Annotated in this window: 20 protein-coding genes; 4 read left to right on the top strand and 16 right to left on the bottom strand. The window is 71.9% G+C overall.

The window, feature by feature from the left end; genetic code table 11:
• Window positions 1-15: 15 nt before the first annotated feature.
• From mnhG to QNA09_RS17610, 6 genes are read right to left on the bottom strand one after another with little or no spacing between them, the layout of a single operon-like run.
• Window positions 16-348, bottom strand: a complete 333-nt coding sequence (mnhG, locus tag QNA09_RS17635; RefSeq protein ID WP_010592222.1) for a monovalent cation/H(+) antiporter subunit G — start codon at window positions 346-348, stop codon at window positions 16-18.
• Window positions 345-602, bottom strand: coding sequence for a monovalent cation/H+ antiporter complex subunit F (locus QNA09_RS17630; RefSeq protein ID WP_064066349.1), 258 nt, complete (start codon window positions 600-602; stop codon window positions 345-347). Before QNA09_RS17630 ends, mnhG begins: the two co-directional genes overlap by 4 nt.
• Window positions 599-1,165, bottom strand: coding sequence for a Na+/H+ antiporter subunit E (locus QNA09_RS17625; protein WP_010592220.1), 567 nt, complete (start codon window positions 1,163-1,165; stop codon window positions 599-601). Before QNA09_RS17625 ends, QNA09_RS17630 begins: the two co-directional genes overlap by 4 nt.
• On the bottom strand, window positions 1,162-2,751 hold the full coding sequence (locus QNA09_RS17620; protein ID WP_010592219.1) for a Na+/H+ antiporter subunit D: 1,590 nt from the start codon (window positions 2,749-2,751) through the stop codon (window positions 1,162-1,164). Before QNA09_RS17620 ends, QNA09_RS17625 begins: the two co-directional genes overlap by 4 nt.
• Window positions 2,748-3,356, bottom strand: coding sequence for a Na(+)/H(+) antiporter subunit C (locus QNA09_RS17615; RefSeq protein WP_010592218.1), 609 nt, complete (start codon window positions 3,354-3,356; stop codon window positions 2,748-2,750). Before QNA09_RS17615 ends, QNA09_RS17620 begins: the two co-directional genes overlap by 4 nt.
• Window positions 3,353-6,184, bottom strand: coding sequence for a Na+/H+ antiporter subunit A (locus QNA09_RS17610; protein WP_017681293.1), 2,832 nt, complete (start codon window positions 6,182-6,184; stop codon window positions 3,353-3,355). Before QNA09_RS17610 ends, QNA09_RS17615 begins: the two co-directional genes overlap by 4 nt.
• A gap of 231 nt (window positions 6,185-6,415) precedes the next feature.
• Between QNA09_RS17610 and QNA09_RS17605 the strand changes: the two genes are divergently transcribed.
• A complete protein-coding gene (locus QNA09_RS17605; RefSeq protein ID WP_048772195.1) occupies window positions 6,416-6,838 on the top strand; it encodes an NUDIX domain-containing protein in 423 nt (140 codons plus the stop codon).
• Between the two features lie 11 nt (window positions 6,839-6,849).
• Here QNA09_RS17605 and QNA09_RS17600 read toward each other — a convergent pair whose 3' ends face one another.
• From QNA09_RS17600 to QNA09_RS17575, 6 genes are all read right to left on the bottom strand, one after another.
• Complete coding sequence (locus QNA09_RS17600) at window positions 6,850-8,016, bottom strand: hypothetical protein (protein WP_119699960.1); 1,167 nt, start codon at window positions 8,014-8,016, stop codon at window positions 6,850-6,852.
• Window positions 8,017-8,018: 2 nt separating this feature from the next.
• Window positions 8,019-10,196: an AAA family ATPase gene (locus tag QNA09_RS17595; RefSeq protein WP_040270749.1), complete on the bottom strand. Its 2,178-nt coding sequence runs from the start codon at window positions 10,194-10,196 to the stop codon at window positions 8,019-8,021.
• A gap of 21 nt (window positions 10,197-10,217) precedes the next feature.
• Complete coding sequence (locus tag QNA09_RS17590; RefSeq protein ID WP_003937424.1) at window positions 10,218-11,069, bottom strand: phosphatidylcholine/phosphatidylserine synthase; 852 nt, start codon at window positions 11,067-11,069, stop codon at window positions 10,218-10,220.
• A 59-nt stretch (window positions 11,070-11,128) separates the two neighbouring features.
• On the bottom strand, window positions 11,129-11,842 hold the full coding sequence (locus QNA09_RS17585) for a phosphatidylserine decarboxylase (RefSeq protein ID WP_010592213.1): 714 nt from the start codon (window positions 11,840-11,842) through the stop codon (window positions 11,129-11,131).
• A gap of 74 nt (window positions 11,843-11,916) precedes the next feature.
• Window positions 11,917-12,384, bottom strand: coding sequence for an SRPBCC family protein (locus QNA09_RS17580; RefSeq protein ID WP_010592212.1), 468 nt, complete (start codon window positions 12,382-12,384; stop codon window positions 11,917-11,919).
• Window positions 12,385-12,438: 54 nt separating this feature from the next.
• On the bottom strand, window positions 12,439-12,951 hold the full coding sequence (locus QNA09_RS17575) for a DUF1707 domain-containing protein (protein WP_048772206.1): 513 nt from the start codon (window positions 12,949-12,951) through the stop codon (window positions 12,439-12,441).
• A 123-nt stretch (window positions 12,952-13,074) separates the two neighbouring features.
• Between QNA09_RS17575 and QNA09_RS17570 the strand changes: the two genes are divergently transcribed.
• Together QNA09_RS17570 and hutH are read left to right on the top strand one after the other, a co-directional pair.
• On the top strand, window positions 13,075-13,695 hold the full coding sequence (locus QNA09_RS17570) for a PadR family transcriptional regulator (protein ID WP_225222509.1): 621 nt from the start codon (window positions 13,075-13,077) through the stop codon (window positions 13,693-13,695).
• A 150-nt stretch (window positions 13,696-13,845) separates the two neighbouring features.
• Complete coding sequence (gene hutH / locus QNA09_RS17565; RefSeq protein ID WP_119699959.1) at window positions 13,846-15,393, top strand: histidine ammonia-lyase; 1,548 nt, start codon at window positions 13,846-13,848, stop codon at window positions 15,391-15,393.
• Window positions 15,394-15,396: 3 nt separating this feature from the next.
• On the opposite strand, the gene QNA09_RS17560 is transcribed toward hutH, so the two are convergent.
• Genes QNA09_RS17560 through hutU form a run of 4 tightly spaced genes read right to left on the bottom strand, consistent with a single transcriptional unit; the run spans window position 15,397 to window position 20,536 of the window.
• The gene (locus tag QNA09_RS17560) at window positions 15,397-16,635 is read right to left on the bottom strand and encodes an FAD-binding oxidoreductase (RefSeq protein ID WP_119699958.1); all 1,239 of its coding nucleotides are present in this window, start codon (window positions 16,633-16,635) and stop codon (window positions 15,397-15,399) included.
• A 37-nt stretch (window positions 16,636-16,672) separates the two neighbouring features.
• Complete coding sequence (gene hutG / locus QNA09_RS17555) at window positions 16,673-17,668, bottom strand: formimidoylglutamase (protein ID WP_119699957.1); 996 nt, start codon at window positions 17,666-17,668, stop codon at window positions 16,673-16,675.
• Window positions 17,665-18,849: an imidazolonepropionase gene (gene hutI, locus QNA09_RS17550; protein ID WP_119699956.1), complete on the bottom strand. Its 1,185-nt coding sequence runs from the start codon at window positions 18,847-18,849 to the stop codon at window positions 17,665-17,667. Before hutI ends, hutG begins: the two co-directional genes overlap by 4 nt.
• Before the next feature lie 4 nt (window positions 18,850-18,853).
• Complete coding sequence (gene hutU, locus QNA09_RS17545; RefSeq protein WP_119699955.1) at window positions 18,854-20,536, bottom strand: urocanate hydratase; 1,683 nt, start codon at window positions 20,534-20,536, stop codon at window positions 18,854-18,856.
• Between the two features lie 198 nt (window positions 20,537-20,734).
• Here hutU and htpG point away from each other — a divergent pair, with 198 nt between their 5' ends.
• Window positions 20,735-22,666, top strand: a complete 1,932-nt coding sequence (gene htpG / locus QNA09_RS17540) for a molecular chaperone HtpG (RefSeq protein ID WP_048772221.1) — start codon at window positions 20,735-20,737, stop codon at window positions 22,664-22,666.
• The last annotated feature ends 20 nt before the right edge of the window (window positions 22,667-22,686 follow it).

Genomic DNA, 22,686 nt, shown 5'->3' with positions numbered 1-22,686 from the left:
AGGGCCGGGTGGACGTCACTCCGAGGGCAGTTCCTCCGGCATCGGGAGGCCGTCGCGACCGAGTTGCTCCCGGTAGGCCACCCGGCCCACCCGGTGCGCGACGACCGGTGCGGTCAGCACCATGAACATCGACGCGAGCACCAGCATCCAGATGTCGACGCTCCCGCGCAGGTTGAGGATGGCCCCGCTCAGCACGAGCAGGACGCCCACCACCTGCGGCATCGTGGCGGGGTGCATGCGTGCCAGGGTGTCGCGGAAGCGCACGACGCCGATCGCCCCGGCCAGGCAGACCGCCGAGCCGAGGAGGATGAGGATGTGTCCGACCACTTCCAGGATGTCCGTGATCATTCGTCACGCACCCGGAAGCGAGCGATGGACACCGAACTGATGAAGCCCACCAGGGAGAAGGCCACGAGCGCAGGAACGATGCTGGTGTCGCGGCTGTAGACGGCCCACACCGCGATCCCGCACAGCGTGAGGGCCAGGACACAGTCCATGGCCACCAGCCGATCGAGGGAACTCGGTCCGGCCAGAGCCCGGAAGATCAGCAGCGCGGCTGCCGATGCCAGCAGCACGCCGGACAATGCCAGTAGCACGGTCATGCGATGTCCTCCACGTTCGCCGAGGTCCGGTCCCGGTACCAGGGACTGGGTTGCCATTCGGAGTTCCGTTCGAACGTCGAGATCAGCAACCGCTCGATCCGGCGCGCCGACCGATAGAACTCGGCCACCGCCCGGTCGCTGCTCAGGTCGAGGACGTGCACGTAGACGATCCGTCGCACCCGGTCGATCTCGAGCACCATGGTTCCCGGGATGTTGTTCATGATGTCGGTCCACAGGGTGAGGACCAGGTCCGACTTGATGATCAGCCGGCAGCGCAGGACCCCGGTCAGTGGACCGGGTCCCGGCCTGATGCTCAGCCAGGCCACCGACGCGGTGCTCCTGATCGTGTCGCCGAAGATGACGAGCGCCAGTTTGAGCAACGAGAACAGGTGGACCCGGCCCTCGACGGGCACCCTCGGCAGCGGCAGCAGGAACATGATCGCCAACGCGACGACGAGGCCGCTGAGGGCGTTCGCGACGGAGAAGGTGCCCCACAGCAGCACCCAGACCAGGACCATCCAGGCAAGGACGAGGAATCGGAGCAGCGATGCGCGACTGGTCATTCGGGGACTCCTCCCAGGACCGCCTCGACGTAGACGGAGCGGTCGCGTAGGTTCTCCGCGGCACGATCGCTGATGTCGATCAGCGGCCCGGCGAAGACGGTGAGACCGAGGCCGACGAGCGCGAGACCCACCGTCGGGACGAGCATCGCGGGGGGCATGCGTCCCACGTCCGCCCGGTCGCCGAAGGCGATGTCCTCCTCGGAGCGGTCGAGCAGGGCGGACGGCGCCGTGTCGGCGAGGTCGCCCTCGGGTGCGTCGGCACGCGCGCGCCAGAACGCCTTCGTCCACACGCGGGCCACCACGTAGAGGGTGAGCAGACTGGTGGCGGTGCCACCGGCCACGAGCACCCACGCCAGTACGGAGCCCTCGGATGCGCCGGCCTGCAGGAGAGCGACCTTCCCGATGAATCCGGAGAACGGCGGGATGCCGCCCAGGTTCAGGGCCGGGACCAGGAACACGATCGCCAGCAGCGGGCTCGCCAGGGCCAGCCCGCCGAGACGACGCAGGGACGCCGATCCGGCCTGGCGTTCGATCAGCCCCACCACCAGGAAGAGGGTGGTCTGGACGAGGATGTGGTGCGCGACGTAGTACACCGCGCCGGACAGCCCGGCCTGTGTCGACAGGGCGATGCCGAACACCATGTAACCGATGTGACTGACGAGGGTGAACGACAGCAGGCGCTTGATGTCGTTCTGCGCGATGGCCCCGAAGATGCCGACGAGCATCGTGAGCAGGCCGGCGATCAGCAGGACGTCGTCGAGTTCCCCGCCCGGGAACAGGAGGGTGTGCGTGCGGATGATCGCGTACACACCGACCTTGGTGAGCAGGCCGGCGAACACGGCCGTGACCGGTGCCGGGGCGGTGGGGTAGGAGTCGGGCAACCACGAGGACAGGGGGAAGACGGCGGCCTTGATACCGAATGCGACGAGGAGGACTCCGAAGATCGCCGCCCGCGTGCCGGCGGGCACGTCGTCGAGACGCAGGGACATCTGAGCCAGGTTCAACGTGCCGGTGGCGGCGTAGGCGAGCGCGATCCCCGCGAGGAAGATCAGCGACGAGACCATCGACACCATCACGTACGAGACGCCGGCGCGCACCCTGTCGGCGCTCGCCCCCAAGGTGAGCAGCACGAACGACGCGGCGAGGAGGACCTCGAACCCGACGAACAGGTTGAACAGGTCTCCCGCCAGGAACGCGTTGCACACGCCTGCCGTCAGCGCCAGGTACGTCGGCAGGAAGATGGACACGGGTTGCTGCTCGGTGCCGTCGTGGATGCCCTGACCGACCGCGTACAGCATGACGGCGAGCAGCACGATCGCCGACACCACGAGCATGAGGGCGGACAGGCGGTCCACGACCAGCGTGATCCCGATGGGCGCCTCCCACCCGCCGACCTGCAACGTCGCGATGCCATCCCGATCCGCGAGATACAGCAGCAGGCCCGCCACGACGAGCACCGCGACGAGGGATACGACCGTGACGGCACGCTGGGCACGCGGCCGGCGCCCCAGGATCAGGGTGGTGGCCGCCGCGAGCATCGGAATGAGGACGGGCAGCGGTATGAGGGCGGCTGCGGACAGGGTCATCGGGTCCCTCCTCGCGGGGACGGCGCATCGTCTCCGCGTGCCGGCTCACCGTCGCTGTAGGCGGAGTCGGTCTCGTCGTCGAAGTCCCCGTCGTGCAGGTCCTCGTAGCACTCGAGATCCTCGATGTTGGTCAGCTCCTCGAGGGGGATGGGGTTGCCGGCGGAATCGAAGGCGTCGCCGATCTTGCTCGGCTCGCCCGTGACCGGATCGTCCGAGCGGTCCCGGTCCGGGGCGTCGGCGCGCGTCCGGCGCTGGGACACCTTGGTGTCCTCGGGGTCGTTCTCGACCTCGTCGCGCGCGCTGAGCGTGAAGGACCGGTACGTCAGGGCGAGCACGAACGCCGCGACACCCATCGTGATGACGATGGCGGTCAGGATCATCGCCTGCGCGAGCGGATCGGCCATCTCCTCGTGGAGTTCGTTGCCGAATCCGATGATCGGCGGTTCGCCGGCGGGACCGGCGAGCCCGATGATCAGCAGGTTGATGCCGTTGCCGATCAGCAGGAGCCCGAGCAGCATCTTGATGATGCTGCGCTCGAGCAGGAGGTACACCCCGGAGGCGACGAGCACCCCGGTGGCGATGAGCAGCGTCAGGTTGACGGTCATCGGCGTTCACCGACGATCTCGGCGTCGAGCCGGGCCCCGAGGCTGCGGAGCACATCGACCACCAGGCCGACCACGATCAGATAGACACCGAGATCGAAGAACAGGGCGGTCACCATCTTGACGTCTCCCAGTAGGGGCAGAGTGAGTTCGAGTGTCGCCGAGGAGAGCGCGGGCGCCCCGAGGAACAACGAGACGAGCGCGGTGCCCGCCGAGAAGGTCAGGCCCAGGCCCAGGATCTTGCCCGCGTCGATCGGGACGGCCTCGCCGAGTTCGTAGCGACCACCGGCGAGATAGCGCAGCACCAGAGCCAGGCCGGCGGTGAGCCCACCGGCGAAGCCGCCACCCGGGGCGTTGTGGCCCGCGAAGAAGAAGTACACCGACAACACCATCATCGTGGGGAAGACCAGCCGGGTCGTGACCTCGAGGATCAGCGACCGGTGTCGCGGATCGATCAGGTCCCCACCCCGGAGCCAGGTCGTCTCGGTGCTGGCGGCCACGGCGTCGAGTTGCGCGGCGGGGGCGTCGGCGACCCGGGGGGCCGCTCCGAACCGCCGGGTACGGAAGACCAGGCTCGCCACGCCCGTCGCGGCCACGAGCAGCACCGAGATCTCCCCGAGGGTGTCCCACGCCCGGATGTCGACGAGCAGGACGTTGACGACGTTCTTGCCGTCGCCCAACTCGTAGGCGGCCTGCGGGAGGAGCAGGGCGATCGGTTCGGTGCTGCGGGCCGCGACGGCGAAGGCCCCGATTCCGGTGACCGTCGCGCCGACGGCCACCCCGAGGAGGGCTCGGCGGAGGCGGTTCCCGGCGACGTGCCGGTTCTCGGCCGGCAGCTTGCGCAGCACCAGCACGAAGATCACCAGCGTCAGGGTTTCCACCAGCGCCTGCGTCAACGCGAGGTCCGGGGCGCCGTGGAAGGCGAAGAGCAGGCCGCAGCCGTATCCGGTGAGGCCGACGACGAGCACGCCGGCGATCCGGTTGCGCATGATCGCGGCGGCGAGGGCACCGCCGATGATCGCGAGCACCACCACGAACTCGAACGGGCTGTCCCACCAGCGCAGCCGGGGACGTTCCGCGACACCGAACACGAACAGCAGGATCGTGGGGAGCAGGACCAGCGTCACCAGGATCGTCGCCTGGGTCAACGGCAGCGATCCCCGCTGGAGGAAGCCGGTCAGACGCATCGACACGGTGTCCATGAGCCGCAACGTCTCGTCGTACATGCGGTCGGCGTTGCCGAGCATCGGACGTTCGAACTTCAGGCGCGAGATGGTGCGGTGTGCGAGGTACAGCGTGGTTCCTCCGACCACGACGACGGCAGTCAGCACGAGGGGGAGTCCGACGCCGTGCCACAGCGCGAGGTGGTACGGCTTGTCCAGGGTGCTGGGCAGCGTGTCCGCGTAGGGGGAGAGCAGCGTGTCGATCCACGGCGCGGCGAGTCCGGCGGCCAGCCCGCCGAACGCCAGGACGGTCGGAGAGAACAGCAGCAGTGGCCCCGGCTCGTGGAAGCTCTGCACGGCCGGACTCGGGCGCTTGAGTTGCTTGCGTCCGAAGGCGCCCCACACGAAACGGATGCTGTATGCCAGGGTGAGGATCGATCCGACGACGATCGCGGTGAGGACCGCGATCCGCGCGCCCGGACTCAGCAGGGTCGTCACCTGCACGGCCTCGAGGGCGGCCTCCTTGCCGACGAACCCGATGAACACGGGCAACCCGCCCATGCTCATCGCGGCGACGGCCGCGACGGCCGCGAGGAACGGCGTCCGTTTCCCGAGGTGCGCGAGCTTGCGGATGTCGCGGGTGCCTGCGCCGTGGTCGACGATGCCCACCACCATGAACAGGCAGGCCTTGAACATCGCGTGGGCCACGACCATGGCCATGCCCGCCAGCGCTGCCTCCCGGCTGCCGATCCCGACGAGCGCGATGAGGAAGCCGAGCTGGCTGACGGTGCCGAAGGCCAGGATCAGCTTCAGGTCGAAGGCCCGGAACGCGCGCCAGCCGGCGAGCAGCATCGAGGCCAGGCCGAGGGTGACGACGATGGGCCGCCAGGGCGCCGCATCGGCGAACGCCGGAGCCAGCCGCGCGACCAGGTAGATGCCCGCCTTCACCATCGCGGCGGCGTGCAGATACGCGGAGACGGGCGTCGGGGCCGCCATCGCCCCGGGCAGCCAGAAGTGCAGCGGTACCACCGCGGATTTCGACAGGGCGCCGACCAGCACCAGGGCGATGCCCACCCCGGCCAGCCAGCCGCTCGGGGCGGCCGCGATCACGTCGGAGAGGTTGTAGCTGCCCACCAGTTGCCCGAGCACGATGACGCCGACGAGCATGGCGAGGCCGCCGGCGGTGGTGACGAGCAGGGCCTGGGTGGCCGCGCGGCGGCTCGACGCCCGCTCCGCGTAGTGGCCGACGAGCAGGAACGACAGGACCGTCGTCAGTTCCCAGAAGATGTAGAGAACCAGCATGTTGTCGCTGGTCACGAGACCGAACATGGCCCCGGCGAAGGCGACCATCTGGGCGGCGAAGATCCCCAGGCGGGGCTCGTCGTCGGTGAAGTACCGGGCGCAGTAGAGCAGAATGAGCGCGCCGATGCCCAGCACCAGCGCCGACATGATCGCTGCGAGGGAGTCGAAGCGCATGTCGATGTTCATCGACAGACCCGGAGCCCAGGCGATCTGCAGGGTGCGTTCGGTGCTCCAGTTGCCGATCACCCAGCCGAGACTCGCCAGCGGCACCAGCGCGAGCGGCAGGAACGCATTTCTCCCCATGACTCTGACCAGAGGCGGCGCGACGAGCGTGGCGACCGCGTGAGCGATGAGTATGGCGAGCAAAAGGCACTCCGTCGGGGTCGGGCCTGGCGGCGGGGTGTAACAGGCTTGCAATTGGTGGGCCCCGCCCGCAGGGGACGATGCCCGAACTGCGCGGAACCGGGAAAGCCCCGGCACACGCGCTGCCGTGCAAATGGACAAATCGGATTGGCCCGAAGTCTACCGGCATCGTTCGCAACGTTGCGAACGGACCGTCGACGCCCAGGCGTCCGCCTCCTATCGTAGAGTCCCTCCATGCCCGACACCGGCTCGATCCGTACCGCCGCGCTCGCGTACGTCCGTGACGGACGCCTCTTGCAGACCCTTTCCGTCGGCAAGACCACCTTCTACATGGCGGGCGGCAAGATCGACCCCGGCGAGACGCCCGAGCAGGCCCTGCACCGGGAGATCCGCGAGGAACTCGGCGTCGACCTCGTCGACGGCACCGTGGCCGAGGTGGGGATCTTCGAGGCCGACGCGTTCGGCCATCCGCCCGGCACCCGACTGCACATGACCTGCTTCACGGCCGAACTCGCCGGCGAACCGCGTCCGGCGGCGGAGATCGCCGAGCTCGGCTGGTTCACGGTCGCCGACTACGCCGCCCTCCCCGAGGTCGCGCCGGGCTCGATGCTCGTGTTCGAGCACCTGCACGCCCTCGGTCTCGTCCGGGCCCGGTGAGAGCGGCGACGTCAACCCCGGCAGCGCCAGGCACACACCGCGCCGGTTGCGACCAGCGCACCGGTGAGCATCCGCTGGTCGGCGGGTAGGGCCGCCACCGCGGCGACCGTGGCCGCCGCGAACGGCAGCGCCAGACCCATCGCGGCGACCGGCGCCGCCCGCGGCAGCGCCGCTCCCAGCGCGAGACCGGTACCCGCGGCGACCAGTGCGACGCGCACCAGCAGCTGCGGGCCGTCCGCCCCGACGCCCGGCCACAGCGCAACGGTCAGCGTGACGATCAGGGCCACCCCCAGTCCCAGGTCGACCCGCGGCACCCGCCACGCCAGCGCCGCTCCCGCCGCGACGGCCAGCAGCCCGGTCGCGGGCACCCACGCGGACACTTCCGTCCCGGCGAGATCGTCGACGAGCGGGTACGCCGCCGCCGTCGCCCCGAGCGCGGCGACGGGGAACCGGCCGTCCGCGAAGGGCAGGACACGCGCGACGGCCTCGACGCCGAGCACCGTCGCGGCGAGCGCGCCGACGGCGACCGGCCACATCCACGCCCCTGCCGCGTGCTCGCCCACCCAGCCTCCGAGCACGTGCAGACCGACGACGAGCACCGCGGTCGCTCCGACCGCGACGATCGGCAGCCGGGCATCCGGCCGCTGCACCCGGGCTCCGGGCCCCGCGACGAGCGCGGCGAGCACCACGGCTCCGGCCCCGACGGCGAGCGGCCACTGCAGCGGCGAGGGCAGCGCCGACGACTGCAGCGACGTCCCCGTCGGACCGGCGACGAGGAACACCGCCCACGTCCCGGCGACCACCGCCCACTGCCCGATCGGTTCCCCCCACGCCGCGGCGACCGCCGCCCCCAGCAGGATCCCGGCCGCCCCCGCCCCGGTCAGGTCCAGCGCGGTGAGGGTGTCGACGTCGGCGGCCGGCACCGCGAAGCGCACCGTTGCGAGCACCACCGTGCAGCCGGTCGCCAGCAGCCACGCCGTGCGGCGCGAGCCGGAGCGTTGCAGCCCCGCGACCGCCAGCACCGCCGCCACCGCGAACACGATCGGTGCCGCCGCGCTGCCGGTGCCGGCGGGGAGCGCCACCACGTCCGCCGACACGGCGAAGCCGGCGAGAGCGCCCGCACACAACGCCGCGAGCCCCGCGACGGGTTCGTCCACCCGCACCGTCACCGCCGGCATCGTCAGCGTCCCTCGGCGTAGGCGCGCAGGTGTTCGACCTGTGCGGGGTCCAGCGAGGGGCGCACCGCCTTCCGTGCCGTCGCCACATCGTCGGCGGTGACCGCCGCGGCGTCCACGCTGCGGCGCATCGCCGCGAGCGCCGCCTCCCGCAGCAGCGCCGCACAGTCCGCCGCGGAGTACCCGTCGAGGTCGGCGGCGAGGGCGCCGAGGTCCACGTCGTCGGCCAGCGGCACCGACCGGCCCGCGGTGCGCAGCACCGCCGCGCGGGCCTCGGCGTCCGGCGGCGGCACGAACACCAGCCGCTCGAGCCGGCCGGGGCGCAGCAGAGCCGGATCGATCAGGTCGGGCCGGTTGGTGGCGCCGAGCACCACGACGTCGCGTAGGGGTTCGACCCCGTCGAGTTCGGTGAGCAGCGCGGCCACCACCCGGTCGGTGACCCCGGAGTCGGAGCTCTGCCCGCGCCTGGGGGCGAGCGCGTCGATCTCGTCGAGGAACACCAGTGCCGGTGCGGAGTTGCGGGCCCGCTGGAACAGCTCCCGCACGGCCTTCTCCGAGGCACCCACCCACTTGTCCATCAGCTCGGCGCCCTTGACGGCGTGCACGCTGAGCTGTCCCGAGCTGGCCAGTGCCCGCACCAGGAAGGTCTTGCCGCACCCCGGGGGCCCGTAAAGGAGCACACCGCGTGGCGGCTCGACGCCGAGGCGCGCGAAGGAGTCGGGGTGCTGCAACGGCCACAGCACCGCCTCCGTGAGCGACTGTTTGGTGTCGACCATGTCGCCGACGTCGTCCAGAGTGACGCTGCCGATGGCCAGCTCCTCGGTGCCCGACCGCGACAGGGGGCGGATCACCTCGAGGGCACCGAGCAGGTCGTCCTGGGTCAGCTTCGGCTCGGTGTCGTCGCGACTCGCCCGCGCCGCCGCCCGCAGGGCCGCCTCCCGGCACAGGGCGGCCAGGTCGGCGACGACGAAGCCGGGTGCGCGGGCGGCGACGGCGTCGAGGGCGAGGTCGCCGGTGGGCACCCGGCGCAGCAGCACGTCGAGGAGGGCGCGGCGGGTGGCGCCGTCGGGCAGCGGCAGGGCCAGTTCCCGGTCGCAGATCTCGGGGGACCGGACCCGCGCATCCACCTCGGTGGGGTGGGCCGTGGTCGCGACGAGCGCAACCCCGACGGTGTCGACGGCGCGGCGCAACTGGTCGAGGATCAGCGCCGACACCGGTTCGGGGTCCGCGGGCAGCAGGGCATCGATGTCGGTGACCAGCAGGACCCCGCCGGCGGCCAGGTCGGCGACGGCGGCCGTGACCCGGCGCAGCCGGTCGTCGGCGGCGGTGGCGCCCACCCCGGGCCCGTCGAGTTCGACGACGCGACGGGAGGCGAGCACCGCGCGGGCGAGGGTGGCCTTGCCGACCCCGGCGGGCCCGGTGATCAGCACCCCGAGGTGGGGGGAGGCGCCGAGGGTGCGCAGCAGTTCGGGCTCGTCGAGGGCCAGCTTCAGCCACTCGGAGAGCTTGCCGGCCTGGGTCTGCACGCCGACGAGGTCCTCCACCGGTGGCGGCGGCGGTGCGGGAGCCGGGGCCCGGACCGACCGCACGGCGTCCGGGGCCTCGGCGACGAGTCGTCCGGCCGGGGCGCTGCCCCAGCGCACCGCGGTGTTCGGCTGCACGCTCACCGGTGCACCGGGGTCGACGGCGGTGACGGTGAGCAGTTCCGTGGTCCAGGCGATCCCGAACGTGCGGGACAGCGTGCGGGTGGTGGGGGCGGTGCTCGTGCCCGGTCCGAGGTCGCGGGGCAGCAGGGACACCGCGTCGCCGACGGTGAGGACCTTGCCCAGCAGTGCCTGACGCAGCGTGACGTCGTCGATCGTGTGGGTGGCGAGCGCCGATCCGGTGACCGCGACGGTGCGGGCGCCGCGGACGACGACCGGGCCGACGAGGACGGTGGCGTCCTCGCGCAGCCCCACGTTGGACAGTGTCACGTCGTCGAGCAGGATCGTGCCGGTGGGGGTGCCGGCGGGGGCGAGGCCGGCGACGGCCGCGGTGCGACGCCCGCCGATCAGGCCGATCGCATCCCATTCGCGCAGGCCCAGCGCGGTGAGCACCTCCGGGTGCACGCGGACCACGCCGCGGCGTGCATCCGCCGCGGAGGTGTTCAGACGGACGGTCAATGCGAGTTCGGGGCTGCTCACCCCGCCGAGCCTAGAGCGTCGTCAGCGTCCGCGGGGGCGGCGCAGACCGAGCCGCGCGGCGGACTGCCGGGGCTGGGGGGCGCGCCGGATCCCGACCCGGCGGGGCCGCAGGGCGCGGTGCTCGGCGCGCAGGGCGCGCCGCTCGGACGGTTTGATGTTCCAGGTCTCCGGACGCGCCGCCACCCAGCGCTTGGAACGGACCGCGAACGGGATGTGCGCCAGGTACAGGCCGACGAGGACGAGCATGAGCACGTACGGGTAGGTGACCAGCGCGGCCGCCGCGACCGCCACGAGTACCAGCAGGACCACCGCGTAGCGCGGCGGGACGGACACCGACTTCATCGCCAGGGTCGGGATCTGACTGACGACGAGGGCGGCGGTGAGCAACGTCCAGACGGCCACCACCGGGTAGGAGTCCCACCAGCCGTCGCCCCACTGGACGTGCGCGGCGACCGGTGCCAGGGCGACGAGGGCACCGGCGGGGGACGGCACGCCGACGAAGTACTCGCGTGCGTACGCGGGCACCGTGTCGTCCTCGAGCAGCGTGTTGAACCGGGCGAGGCGCAGCACGATGCTGACCGCGTACAGCAGGGCGACGATCCAGCCGAAGGGGCTGCCGTCCAGCAGCGTCACGTACAGCACGAGGGCCGGCGCCACGCCGAACGCGACGGCGTCGGACAACGAGTCCAGTTCGGCGCCGATCTTGGTGGTGGCGTCGAGCAGGCGGGCGATGCGCCCGTCGAGGGAGTCCAGCACGGCCGCCGCACCGATCATGCCCAGCGCGGTGCCCAACTGGCCGTCGAGGGCGAACTTCACCGCCGACAGGCCGGCGGAGAGCGCGAGGATCGTGATGACGCTCGGCAGCAGCCGCACGGCCTGCGGACGCCCGCGGCGTCTGCGTTCCGGGGCTGCCTGGGATGCTGCGGACCGGCTCACGGGAGCTGAGCGATGACGGTCTCGGCGCCGATCGTCTTCTGCCCGCGCTCGACGAGGAGAGTGCTGCCCGGGGGCAGGTAGGTGTCGACGCGGGAACCGAAACGGATCAGGCCGTAGGTGTCGCCGATCGGCAGCGTGTCACCCACCTGGGCGTCGCACACGATGCGGCGGGCGAGCAGCCCGGCGATCTGGACGACGGCCACGTCGGCTCCGTCGCGGGTCTCGAGCAGCATGCTGTTGCGCTCGTTGACTTCGCTGGCATCGGCGAGATCGGCCGAGAGGAACTGCCCCGGCCGGTGCACGACCTTGGTGACGGTGCCGCCGACGGGACTGCGCTGGACGTGCACGTCCAGCACGGAAAGGAAGATGCTCACCCGCGGCCGTGGTTCGGTACCCATCTCGAGTTCGGCGGGTGGCACCGCCGTGTCGACGAGGGCCACCTCCCCGTCGGCGGGCGCCACGACGACGCCGACCCGGTTCGGCGGCACCCGGTGCGGGTGCCGGAAGAACCCGGCGGTGGCGGCGGCCGAGACGAGGCCGGCGCGACGGATCCACTTGCGGTTGCGGCCGAGCGCCGCGACGGCGAGGGGCGCGGCGACGAAGGGGATGCCGGCCGGGTGGAGCGGTGGAATCGTCTTCCGGACCAGTTCGAGTACGTGTTCGACGCTGGTGGGCGGTGGGGTTCCGGGGGGTGTGGGCTTTCGGGCCACGGCTCCTCTTAGTGTCGCGCGGTGTGACCCGCGGGCGTGCGGCCCGCGGGCTCTCACAGCCTACGCGAGGAGGGTCACCGGGCGAGGGCCGCGCCCTCCGCCTCCCGCTTGATGCGCGCGAGGGTGGCGTTCATGCCGACCACCATGTCGTCGTCGAAGGCGGTGGCGCCACCGAGAACCTTGTCGATGAGGAACTGCGAGACCTTGCTGGTGCCGTTGGGGGCTTCCCGCCTCTGGGTCACGCGGGTGCCGGTCTGCGTCGGTTCCAGCGCGAACGACCAGACGGTGCCGTTCTCCGCGACCCGGAAGCGGAGCAGGCGGCCCGGCTCGAACGAGAGCACCTTGGCGGTGGTGGGCCACACGAGCAGGCCCTTGCGGTTGATGTTGATCGTCTTGGTCCCCGCGCCGACGGGTCCGCCGAGGACGACCATCTTCCGGCACTGCGGGCTCCGCTCGCCCATCCGCTTCAGGTCGGAGATCACCTGCCACACCTGCTGCGGCGATGCGGTGATCTCGACGGTGGCTTCGAGGGTCTTCGACACGGGGGTCCTCCCTGATCCTTCGCGTAACCGCGAGTTACAAGTAATTCCCGTCGATCATAGCCGAGTTTGTGATGCGCACCACCGGAGGGTGTGCCGCCCGTCGAGGCCGGGGCCCCTCGGGAGGGTGGTGCCCTCTCGGCCGGCGAGCGTTCGGCCGAGCAGTACCAGTCCCCACGGTCCGATCACCCAGATCGGCCACGGGTACACCGTCGCGCCGACGGCGATCGACACGATCGCCCAGATCACCAGGTTGATCGTCCCGGCTGCAGCCCACGCCGCCCACTCGATCCGCTGATGCGCGGGGAGTCGGGGGGCTGCGGTGCGGGCGGGGGTGCGGGCGGGAGTGCGAGCCGGGGCGCGGACGGGTGCGGGGGCGGGTGGGGGTGCTGCGGGAAGGTCGCTCAGCACGCGGCGCGCCTCGTCGGTGGTGACGGATCGGTACACCGCTCCGACGCGCTGGTCGAACTCGCCGATCGTGAGCCGGCCGGCGGTGAGGTGCCGGCCCAGCTCGTCGACGAGGCGTTCGCGTTCGGAGTCGGAGATGCGGATGCCGTCGGCGTAGTCCATCGCTGCCTCCCGGAGGGGTCGAAGCGACCGAGGGTCTGCGGATGGAGGTTCCACAATGGAAGGTCGCTATCACCATGGTGGATATGCCACAGTGGAATGTCAACCCCCTGGAAGGTGCCGAATATGGCCGATCGCCCGTCCGAGGTCCCCGCGGCCCGTCCGCACGAGGTCCCCGCGGCGCGCCCGCTCGATGCCACTGCGGCGCGCCCGCTCGAGGCCACCGCGGCGCGCCCGCTCAATGCCACCGCGGCATCGCTGCTGGGATTCCTGCACGAAGGGCCGAAGACGGGGTGGGACCTGGTGGTGACCGCGCAGGAGCGGATCGGGAAGTTCTGGTCGATCACGACCAGCCAGGTGTACCGCGAACTCGCCGCGATGGAACGGACCGGTCTGGTCGAGGCCGGCGAGGTGGGCCCGCGCGACCGCAAGCCGTTCGCGCTCACCGGCGCCGGCCGGGCCGCGTTCGCCGAGTGGATCGAACGCGAACCCGGGCCGGAGAACATCCGCTACCCGCTGCTGCTCACCGTCGCGTTCGGCAGGCACCTGCCCCCCGGCAGGCTGGCCGAGATGCTCGCCGTTCACCGTGTCGCCCACCAACGCCGGCTCGCCGACTACGAGCGCGCGGCCGCCGAGTGCGGTGCGGACCCGTACTCGTCGGCGACCCTGGACTTCGGCATCGTCTACGAACGAGCCGTGCTCGAGTGGTTCGACCGGGTCGAGGGCTCGTTGGGGGCGGACTCGTGAACCCGGACGCCGTGTGAACCCGAGGCAGGCGACCGCGCCCCCGATCGAACCGGACCTGCCTCGGTCACCCGGCCGGCCTTGTCGCCGCGATTCCGCGGCGCACCGGCCGGTGCCCGGGACACAATCCGGATAGCGCGTATCGATCGGGAGGTGACCGTGGCCGGGGAGGTCGTCGTCGGGGTCGGTCCCGTCGCCGCGGACGACGTCCTGCGCGTGGCGCGGTCCGGTGTGCCGGTCCGGATCTCCGCGGAGGCGCTCGCTCTCGTCGGCGCCGCCCGCGCAGTGGTCGACGCGCTCGCCCACGACCCCCGGGCCGCGTACGGCATCACCACCGGCTTCGGCGCGCTCGCCACCCGCCACATTCCGCCGGAGTCACGAATCGATCTGCAGCGCAGCATAATCCGATCCCACGCCGCCGGGACCGGCCCCGAGGTGGAACGGGAGGTGGTCCGCGCGATGATGCTGCTGCGCCTGTCGACCTTCGCCACCGGGCACACCGGGGTCCGTCCCGGGACGGCCACGGCCTACGCCGCGATGCTGAATGCGGGCATCACCCCGGTGGTGCCCGAGCACGGCAGCCTCGGCTGCTCCGGGGATCTCGCGCCCCTCGCCCACGTGGCCCTCGCACTCACCGGCGAGGGCGACGTCCGCGACGCCGCGGGCAGGCTCGTACCGGCCGCACAGGCTCTCGCCGCGGCGGGCCTCGATCCCGTCGTGCTCGCCGAGAAGGAAGGACTCGCCCTCGTCAACGGCACCGACGGGATGCTGGGCATGCTGGTCCTCGCGTGCCACGATCTGCGCGCCCTGCTGCGGCTCGCCGACGTCACGGCCGCGATGAGCACCGAAGCGCTGCTCGGCACGGACCGGGTCTTCGCCGCCGACCTGCACGCCCTGCGGCCGCACCCCGGCCAGGCGGTGGCCGCCGCCAACATGACCCGGCTCCTCGCCGGTTCCGCCGTCGTGGCCAGCCACCGCACCCCAGACTGCCCGGTGGTGCAGGACGCCTACTCGCTGCGGTGCGCCCCGCAGGTCGCGGGAGCGGCCCGCGACACCCTCGCCCACGCCGAGCAGGTCGCCGGGCGCGAACTCGCCTCCGCGATCGACAACCCCGTCGTCACCGGCGACGGCCGGATCGAATCGAACGGCAACTTCCACGGGGCCCCGCTGGCGTACGCCCTCGACTTCCTCTCGATCGTCGTCGCCGACGTCGCGAGCATCAGCGAGCGCCGCACCGACCGGCTGCTCGACGTGGCCCGCAGCCACGGCCTGCCGCCGTTCCTCGCCCACGACCCCGGCGTCGACAGCGGGCACATGATCGCCCAGTACACCCAGGCCGCGCTCGTCGCCGACCTCAAACGCCTCGCCGTGCCGGCCAGTGTCGACTCCGTTCCGTCGTCGGCCATGCAGGAGGACCACGTGTCGATGGGCTGGTCCGCTGCCCGCAAGCTGCGCCGCAGCCTCGACGCACTGACCCGCGTCCTGGCCATCGAGGCCCTGACCGCGGCGCGCGCCCTGGACCTGCGTGCCCCGCTTGCTCCGGCGCCCGGGACCGGCGCTGTCGTCGCCGCACTCCGCCGGTACGTGGCCGGGCCCGGCCCGGACCGGCGGCTCGGTCCCGAGATCGACGTCGCGGTCCGGCTCGCCGCGAGCGGGGAACTCGTCGCCGCGGCGGAGGCGGCAATCGGGGCGCTGGACTGATCGTCAGCGCAGCGGATCGAAGTGCCGCAGGACCGCCGCCGGCGTACCGGTCATCGCGTCGGCCAGCAGCCGCCCGGTCAGCGGGCCGAGCGCCACGCCCCACATCCCGTGACCGCCGGCGACGAACACACGCGCCGAGCGGGTCCCCCCGACCAGTGGCAGACCGTCCGGGGTGCAGGGACGCGAGCCCACCCATTCCTCCGTGCGGGCGGACCAGTCGATGCCGGTGAGCAGCGGCCGTGCGGCGTCGACGATGGCCTGGATCCGGCGCGGGTCGAGCGGGGCGTCGGGCCGCCGGAACTCCATCATCCCGGCGATGCGGAACCGGTCGTGCAGCGGCGTGCACGCGACCCGCTGGGCCGGGAAGTAGATCGGGTTCTTCGGCAGGTCCGCCGGGCGCACGCTGAAGCTGTACCCGCGGCCGGCCTGAACCGGCGTCCGGACCCCGAACGGCCGGACCAGGCCGGTCAGCCGGGCGCCGGTGGCCAGCACCACCGCATCCGCCGCCCGGTCCGCGCCGTCGGTACCGACTACCCGCACACCCCGGGCGTCGTCCCGGACCGCCTGCACCTCGCATCCGGTGACGACCGCACCGCCGCGGTCACGCACCGAGTCCGCCAGTGCGGCGACGAACCGCGGCGGATCGACGAACCGCTGCCCCCGCAGCCGGATCCCGGCCCGCACCCCGTCGCCGAGCAGTGGTTCCAGAGTGCGGATCGTGTCCCCGTCGAGCAGGTCGAAATCCACCTCGCCGCCGGCCGCCACCACCTGCCGGAACTCCTCGACGAGGACGCGACGGTCGTCCTCGGACGCGAACGCGGCCAGGAACGGATCCGCCGGGCGGGTCTGTTCGACGACACCGCCGCGGGCCAGATCGTCGTAGGCGCCCAGCGCGCTCCGGTTCACCTCGGCGAACACGGTCATCGCCGCCCGCCACCGGCGGGGGGTGCAGTGCCGTGCGAAGCCCACCAGGAACCGCCACAACCGCAGGTCGACCGCGGGCGGCACGTACACGGGCGACGACGGCGTGAGCATCGATCGGATCCCGTACCGCAGCACCGCCGGTTCCGGCAGCGGCAGCGTCAGCGCGGGCGCCAGCCAGCCGGCGTTGCCCCACGACGCATCCGCCGCCACCCCGGTCCGGTCGAGCACCGTGACCTCGACGCCGCGCTCCTGCAGGAACCACGCCGTCGACAGGCCGGCGAAGCCCGCCCCGACGACGACGACCCGACGAATCGCCATGACGCACTCCCGATCTCGAGGTACCCCATCACCTCCATCATGGACCGCCGACGGGTTCGGTGCCCGCGAACCGGGGGTGGCCGCCGTCCGGCCGGCCCGTGACGATCCGGTGGACCAGCCGCGCCGCCGCCCGCGCCGTCCGCCCGTCGACGTCGAAGGCCGGCGCCAGTTCGGCGACGTCGACGAGCGCGAGCCGGCCGCTGCGCGCCACGACGTCGCACACGTGCTGCACCACCTCGAACGCGACCCCGCAGGCCGCCGGGGCGCTCACCCCGGGCGCCACCCAGCCGGGCAGCACATCGAGATCGATCGTCAGATGCACCGCGTCCAGATCGCGGACGAACTCCTCCACGAACGTCTCCACGACGAGCAGGTTCGTGGCGCGGCACTCGTCGTCCAGCAGGTACCGCGCCCCGATCGCGTCCGCGGCGGCGAACAGCGCGGCCGTGTTGCTCGGCTGCGCGATGCCCACCACCGCGTAGCGCAGCGACCGGCCCTGCTCGCGTTCGCGTTCGGCCATCTGCCGGAACGGGGTGCCCGACGTCGCGACGGGCGCGGCCCGCAGGTCGAAGTGCGCGTCCAGGTTCAGCACGCCCCACCGGGCCCCGGACCGCGCCGCCGCGGACCCCGCCCAGCCCAGGTAGCTGCCGAAGGCGACCTCGTGCCCGCCGCCGAGAACCACCACCGCGTGCTCCGCGTCGAGCAGCGCGGCGACCGCGGCACCGAGACGGCGCTGCCCGTCGTCGAGGGCGCCGCAGCGCACCTCGATGTCACCGGCATCGTGGATGACGGCCGGCGCGGGCAGCGCCAGCGACGCCAGGGCGCGCCGCAACGCGACCGGCCCGTCCACCGCGCCGGCCCGCCCCTGGTTGCGGCGCACGCCCTCGTCACTGCGGAATCCGATCAGGACCTGAGCCCGCGCCGCGTCCGCCGGCAGCGGCGAGACCACGCCGTGCCAGCGCAGGTGTTCGACACCGGGCCCGTCGTCGCGGCCCGTCCACGGCACCGGCGGCACGTCGACCGGAATCGTCACATCAGCAGTCCCTCCAGCCAGACCTCACGGATCAGCTGCACACCCGGCCGGTACGCCAGGTGCAGATACGACGGGGCGTCCAGCGCGATCAGATCTGCCCGTGCGCCCTCCCGGACGACGCCGACATCGGTGCGGCGCAACGCCGCGGCGCCACCGGCGGTCGCCGCACCGACCGCCTCCTCCGGGCTCATGTGCATCTCGCGCACCGCCAGCGCGACGCAGAACGGCATGCTCGTCAGGTAGGAGGTGCCGGGGTTGCAGTCGGTGGCCAGGGCGACGGTCACGCCCGCGTCCAGCAGTGCCCGCGCGTCCGGATACCGGTTGCGCGTGCAGAAGTCGGCGCCCGGCAGCAGCGTCGCGACCGTGCCGGAACCGGCGAGCGCCGCCACGTCCGCCGCCGTCGTGTACGTGACGTGGTCCACCGACGCCGCGCCGAGCTCCACCGCCAGCTGCACGCCGGGCCCGGGACCGAGCTGGTTGCCGTGCACCCGCGGGGTGAGGCCGTGCGCCATCCCCGCCTGCAGCACGGCCCGGCACTGATCGGCGTCGAACGCGCCCCGCTCGCAGAACACGTCGATCCACCTGGCGTGCGGAGCGCACGCGGGAACCATCTCCTCGCACACCAGCCGGACGTAGTCGTCGGGGCGGCGCGCGAACTCCGGCGGCACGACGTGCGCGGCGAGCAACGTCGTCTCGGGTGTGTACACCTCGGCGATCTGCAGGCTGCGCAGTTCGTCGGCGACGGACTGGCCGTACCCGGACTTGCACTCGACCGTCGTCGTCCCGGACCCCCAGCCCTCCGCGACGAGCCGCGACGCCGTCGCCGCGAGCGCGCGATCGGTCGCCGCGCGGGTCGCCGCGATCGTCGTGGCGATCCCACCGGCCGTGTAGGGCACACCGGCCATCCGGGCGGCGAACTCCTCGGCGCGCTCACCGGCGAACACGAGATGGGCGTGACTGTCCACGAACCCGGGCAGCACGGCTCGGCCCTGCAGGTCGTGCCGGGTCCCGGCGGCGCCCTCGGGGATCCGTGCGCTCGGCCCCACCCACCGCACCAGACCCTCGCCGACGACGACGGCGGCGTCGACGAGCACCCCCAGCGGGCCCCGGCCCAGCTCCGGGTCGTTCGTGACGAGGCAGCCGATGTTGTCGAGCAGGGTCCAGTTCTGTCCGGGCGACATGGCGTCAGCTCTCCCGCATCGGGATGCGCAGTCCGCGACGCGCCGCGACCTCGGTGGCCCGGGAATACCCGGCGTCGGCGTGCCGGAGGACGCCGGTGCCGGGGTCGTTCGTCAGCACCCGCTCGAGCTTGCGCGCGGCGAGGTCGGTGCCGTCGGCGATGCACACCTGTCCGGCGTGCAGCGACCGGCCGATACCGACCCCGCCGCCGTGGTGGATCGACACCCACGATGCCCCGGACGCCGTGTTGACCAGGGCGTTGAGCAGCGGCCAGTCGGCGATCGCGTCCGAACCGTCGGCCATCGCCTCGGTCTCGCGGTACGGCGAGGCGACCGACCCGGCGTCGAGGTGGTCCCGGCCGATGGCGATCGGAGCGGAGAGCTCTCCGGCGGCGACCATCTCGTTGAACCTCAGGCCCGCCCGGTCCCGTTCGCCGTAGCCGAGCCAGCAGATGCGGGCCGGCAGCCCCTGGAACGGCACCGCGCGTCCGGCCAGCGTGAGCCAACGGGCGAGATGCTCGTTCTCGGGGAACAGTTCGAGCACGGCGCGATCGGTGGCGGCGATGTCCGCGGGATCGCCCGACAGCGCGACCCACCGGAACGGTCCGCGGCCCTCCTCGAACAGCGGACGGAGGTACGCGGGGACGAAGCCGGGAAACGCGAACGCCCGGTCGAAGCCGCCCTTGCGGGCCTCGTCGCGGATGGAGTTGCCGTAGTCGAACACCTCGGCGCCGCGATCGAGGAACCCGACCATGGCTTCCACGTGCCGGGCCATCGACCGGCGGGCCTGCTCGGTGAACCACACGGGGTCCTTCGCCGCGAGGGTGGGCCACTCCTCGACCGTCACCCCGCGCGGCAGGTAGGACAGCGGGTCGTGGGCCGAGGTCTGATCGGTGACGATGTCGATCGGGGCCTGCATCGCGAGCAGCTCCGGCACGACGTCGGCGGCGTTTCCGACCACTCCGATCGAGCGTGGTTGCCGCGCATCCCGTGCCGCGAGCGCCTCGGCCAGCGCCGCTTCGACGCCGTCGGCCTTGGTGTCGAGGAAGCCCTGCGCGAGCCGGCGGCCGACCCGGGCCTCGTCGACCTCGACGCAGACCGCCACACCCTCGTTCATCGTGATCGCCAGCGGCTGCGCCCCGCCCATGCCGCCCAGGCCCGCGGTGAGGGTGACCGTTCCGGCGAGAGTGCCCCCGAACCGCGCGCGGGCGACGGCCCCGAACGTCTCGTAGGTTCCCTGCAGGATGCCCTGCGAGCCGATGTAGATCCAGGACCCGGCGGTCATCTGCCCGTACATCGTCAGTCCCAGCGCCTCCAGGCGGCGGAACTCCTCCCAGTTCGCCCAGTCGCCGACCAGGTTCGAGTTGGCCAGCAGCACGCGCGGTGCCCACTCGTGGGTGCGCAGCACCCCGACGGGTTTGCCGGACTGCACGAGCAGCGTCTCGTCGTCGCCGAGGGTCTCGAGGGTCCGCACGATCGCGTCGAATGCGGCCCAGTTGCGGACCGCCCGGCCGGTGCCGCCGTAGACCACCAGGTCGTCCGGCCGTTCGGCGACGTCGGGGTCGAGGTTGTTCATCAGCAGTCGCAGCGCGCCCTCCTGCTGCCAGCCCCGGCACCGCAACCCGGGGCCGCGCGGGGCGCGCACGGGCCGCGGTCCGGGCCCGGGGGAGGGGGTTGTTCCGGTGGCCATGGGGCCTCCTCTCGACACCGGCGCGCCTTCGCCTCACTCCATGACACTGCGGTGGAGCACCCCACGACAACAGGTCCGGGCGGATGTGTCGGATCCGAGACCGAGTGCCGCCCGCGGCCCGGGCGCGGCCCCTTGGAACAGTGGACCGGACCGGTCGTACGATTTCGTCGAACGTTCTGCTGTCGAAGGGAACCATCCATGACTACGGGTATCGAACAGCTCGAGTTCCAGGCGGAGACTCGTCAGCTGCTGGATCTGCTGATCCACTCGGTGTATTCGAACAAGGACACCTTCCTCCGGGAACTCGTCTCCAACTCGTCGGACGCGCTGGACAAGCTCAAGCTCGAGGCATTCCGCAACAAGGACCTGCAGGTCGACACCTCGGACCTGCACATCGAGATCGAGGTCGACAAGGAGCAGCGCACCCTCACCGTCCGCGACAACGGCATCGGCATGTCGCGGGACGAGGTGGTCGACCTGATCGGCACCCTCGCGAAGTCGGGCACGGCGGAACTGCGGCGCAAGCTGCGCGAGGCGCAGGAATCGGCTGCGCCGGCAGAGCTCATCGGGCAGTTCGGCGTCGGCTTCTACTCGACCTTCATGGTCGCCGACAAGGTCACCCTGCTGACCCGCAAGGCAGGGGAGCACGACGGCACCCGGTGGGAGTCGAGCGGTGAGGCGACGTACACGATCGAGACGGTCGAGGGCGCACCCCAGGGCACGTCGGTGACGCTGCATCTCAAGCCGGAGGACACCGAGGACCACCTGTTCGACTACACGGCCGAGTGGAAGATCAAGGAGATCGTCAAACGCTACTCGGATTTCATCGCGTGGCCGATCCGGATGCAGGTCGAACACACCGAGCCGGCCGAGGGTGAGGGGTCCGTCGCCGAGGTGGTCCGCGAGACCGAGACCCTGAACTCGATGAAGGCGCTGTGGGCGCGCTCGAAGGACGACGTCTCCGCCGAGGAGTACAACGAGTTCTACAAGCACGTCAGCCACGCGTGGGACGAGCCGCTCGAGGTCATCCCGATGAAGGCCGAGGGCACGTTCGAATACCAGGCGCTGCTGTTCATTCCGTCGCAGGCGCCGTTCGACCTGTTCATGCGTGAGCGCAAGACCGGGATCCACCTCTACGTCAAGCGCGTGTTCATCATGGACGACTGCGAGGAACTGGTCCCGGAGTACCTGCGCTTCGTCAAGGGCGTGGTCGACGCACAGGACCTGTCGCTCAACGTCTCCCGCGAGATTCTGCAGCAGGACAGGCAGATCCGCGCGATCCGCCGGCGGCTCACCAAGAAGGTGCTGTCGACGATCAAGGACATGGCGGCCACCGAGCCGGAGAAGTACCGGACGTTCTGGTCGCAGTTCGGCCGGGTCCTCAAGGAGGGTCTGCTCTCGGACTTCGACAACCGCGACACCCTGCTCGCCGTGTCCTCGTTCGAGTCCACGCACAGCGAGGACGCGACGACGACGCTCGCCGAGTACGTCGCGCGGATGCAGGAGGGCCAGGACGAGATCTTCTACATGACCGGCGAGTCCCGGCAGCAGATCGAGAGTTCGCCGCACATGGAGGCGTTCCGCGCCAAGGGGCTCGAGGTGCTGCTGCTCACCGACCCGGTCGACGAGATGTGGGTGGGGTCCGTCCCCGAGTTCGAGGGCAAGCGGTTCCAGTCGATCGCCAAGGGTGAGGTGGACCTCGGTACCGAGGACGAGAAGAAGGCCGCGGAGGCCGAGCGCGAGGAGCGGGAGAAGGAGTACGCCGGCCTGCTGTCGTGGCTCGGCGAGACGCTCGACGAGCATGTGAAGCAGGTGCGGTTGTCGTCGCGGCTGACCACGTCGCCCGCGTGCCTCGTCGGCGACACGTTCGCCATGTCGCCCACCCTCGAGCGGATGTACCGGGCGTCGGGCCAGCCCGTCCCGCACACCAAGCGCATCCTCGAGCTCAACCCGGACCATCCGTTGGTCACGGCCCTGCGCGACGCGCATGCCCAGCGCGCCGACGATCCGACGCTCGGTGAGACCGCCGAATTGCTGTACGGCACCGCGCTGCTCGCGGAGGGCGGCGAACTCGACGACCCGGCGGCGTTCGCCCGCCTGCTCGCCGATCGCCTCGCGCGCACGCTGTAGCCGCTCACCCTTCCGGCCGA

It is taken from the genome of Rhodococcus sp. AH-ZY2, assembly GCF_030916465.1.
GTDB classification, from domain to species: domain Bacteria; phylum Actinomycetota; class Actinomycetes; order Mycobacteriales; family Mycobacteriaceae; genus Rhodococcus; species Rhodococcus ruber.
Note: the sequence above shows the minus strand (reverse complement) of the source record. Positions and strands in the feature narration are given on the sequence as shown.

Excerpts from the sequence above, each read along its gene's own strand:
- hutU (WP_119699955.1), bottom strand. The coding sequence starts at position 20,536 with ATGGCCACCGGAACAACCCCCTCCCCCGGGCCCGGACCGCGGCCCGTG.
- QNA09_RS17620 (WP_010592219.1), bottom strand. The coding sequence starts at position 2,751 with ATGACCCTGTCCGCAGCCGCCCTCATACCGCTGCCCGTCCTCATTCCG.
- QNA09_RS17625 (WP_010592220.1), bottom strand. The coding sequence starts at position 1,165 with ATGACCAGTCGCGCATCGCTGCTCCGATTCCTCGTCCTTGCCTGGATG.
- QNA09_RS17600 (WP_119699960.1), bottom strand. The coding sequence starts at position 8,016 with ATGCCGGCGGTGACGGTGCGGGTGGACGAACCCGTCGCGGGGCTCGCG.
- QNA09_RS17605 (WP_048772195.1), top strand. The coding sequence starts at position 6,416 with ATGCCCGACACCGGCTCGATCCGTACCGCCGCGCTCGCGTACGTCCGT.
- QNA09_RS17615 (WP_010592218.1), bottom strand. The coding sequence starts at position 3,356 with ATGACCGTCAACCTGACGCTGCTCATCGCCACCGGGGTGCTCGTCGCC.
- hutI (WP_119699956.1), bottom strand. The coding sequence starts at position 18,849 with ATGTCGCCCGGACAGAACTGGACCCTGCTCGACAACATCGGCTGCCTC.
- QNA09_RS17570 (WP_225222509.1), top strand. The coding sequence starts at position 13,075 with ATGGCCGATCGCCCGTCCGAGGTCCCCGCGGCCCGTCCGCACGAGGTC.
- htpG (WP_048772221.1), top strand. The coding sequence starts at position 20,735 with ATGACTACGGGTATCGAACAGCTCGAGTTCCAGGCGGAGACTCGTCAG.
- QNA09_RS17560 (WP_119699958.1), bottom strand. The coding sequence starts at position 16,635 with ATGGCGATTCGTCGGGTCGTCGTCGTCGGGGCGGGCTTCGCCGGCCTG.
- mnhG (WP_010592222.1), bottom strand. The coding sequence starts at position 348 with ATGATCACGGACATCCTGGAAGTGGTCGGACACATCCTCATCCTCCTC.
- QNA09_RS17630 (WP_064066349.1), bottom strand. The coding sequence starts at position 602 with ATGACCGTGCTACTGGCATTGTCCGGCGTGCTGCTGGCATCGGCAGCC.
- QNA09_RS17575 (WP_048772206.1), bottom strand. The coding sequence starts at position 12,951 with ATGGACTACGCCGACGGCATCCGCATCTCCGACTCCGAACGCGAACGC.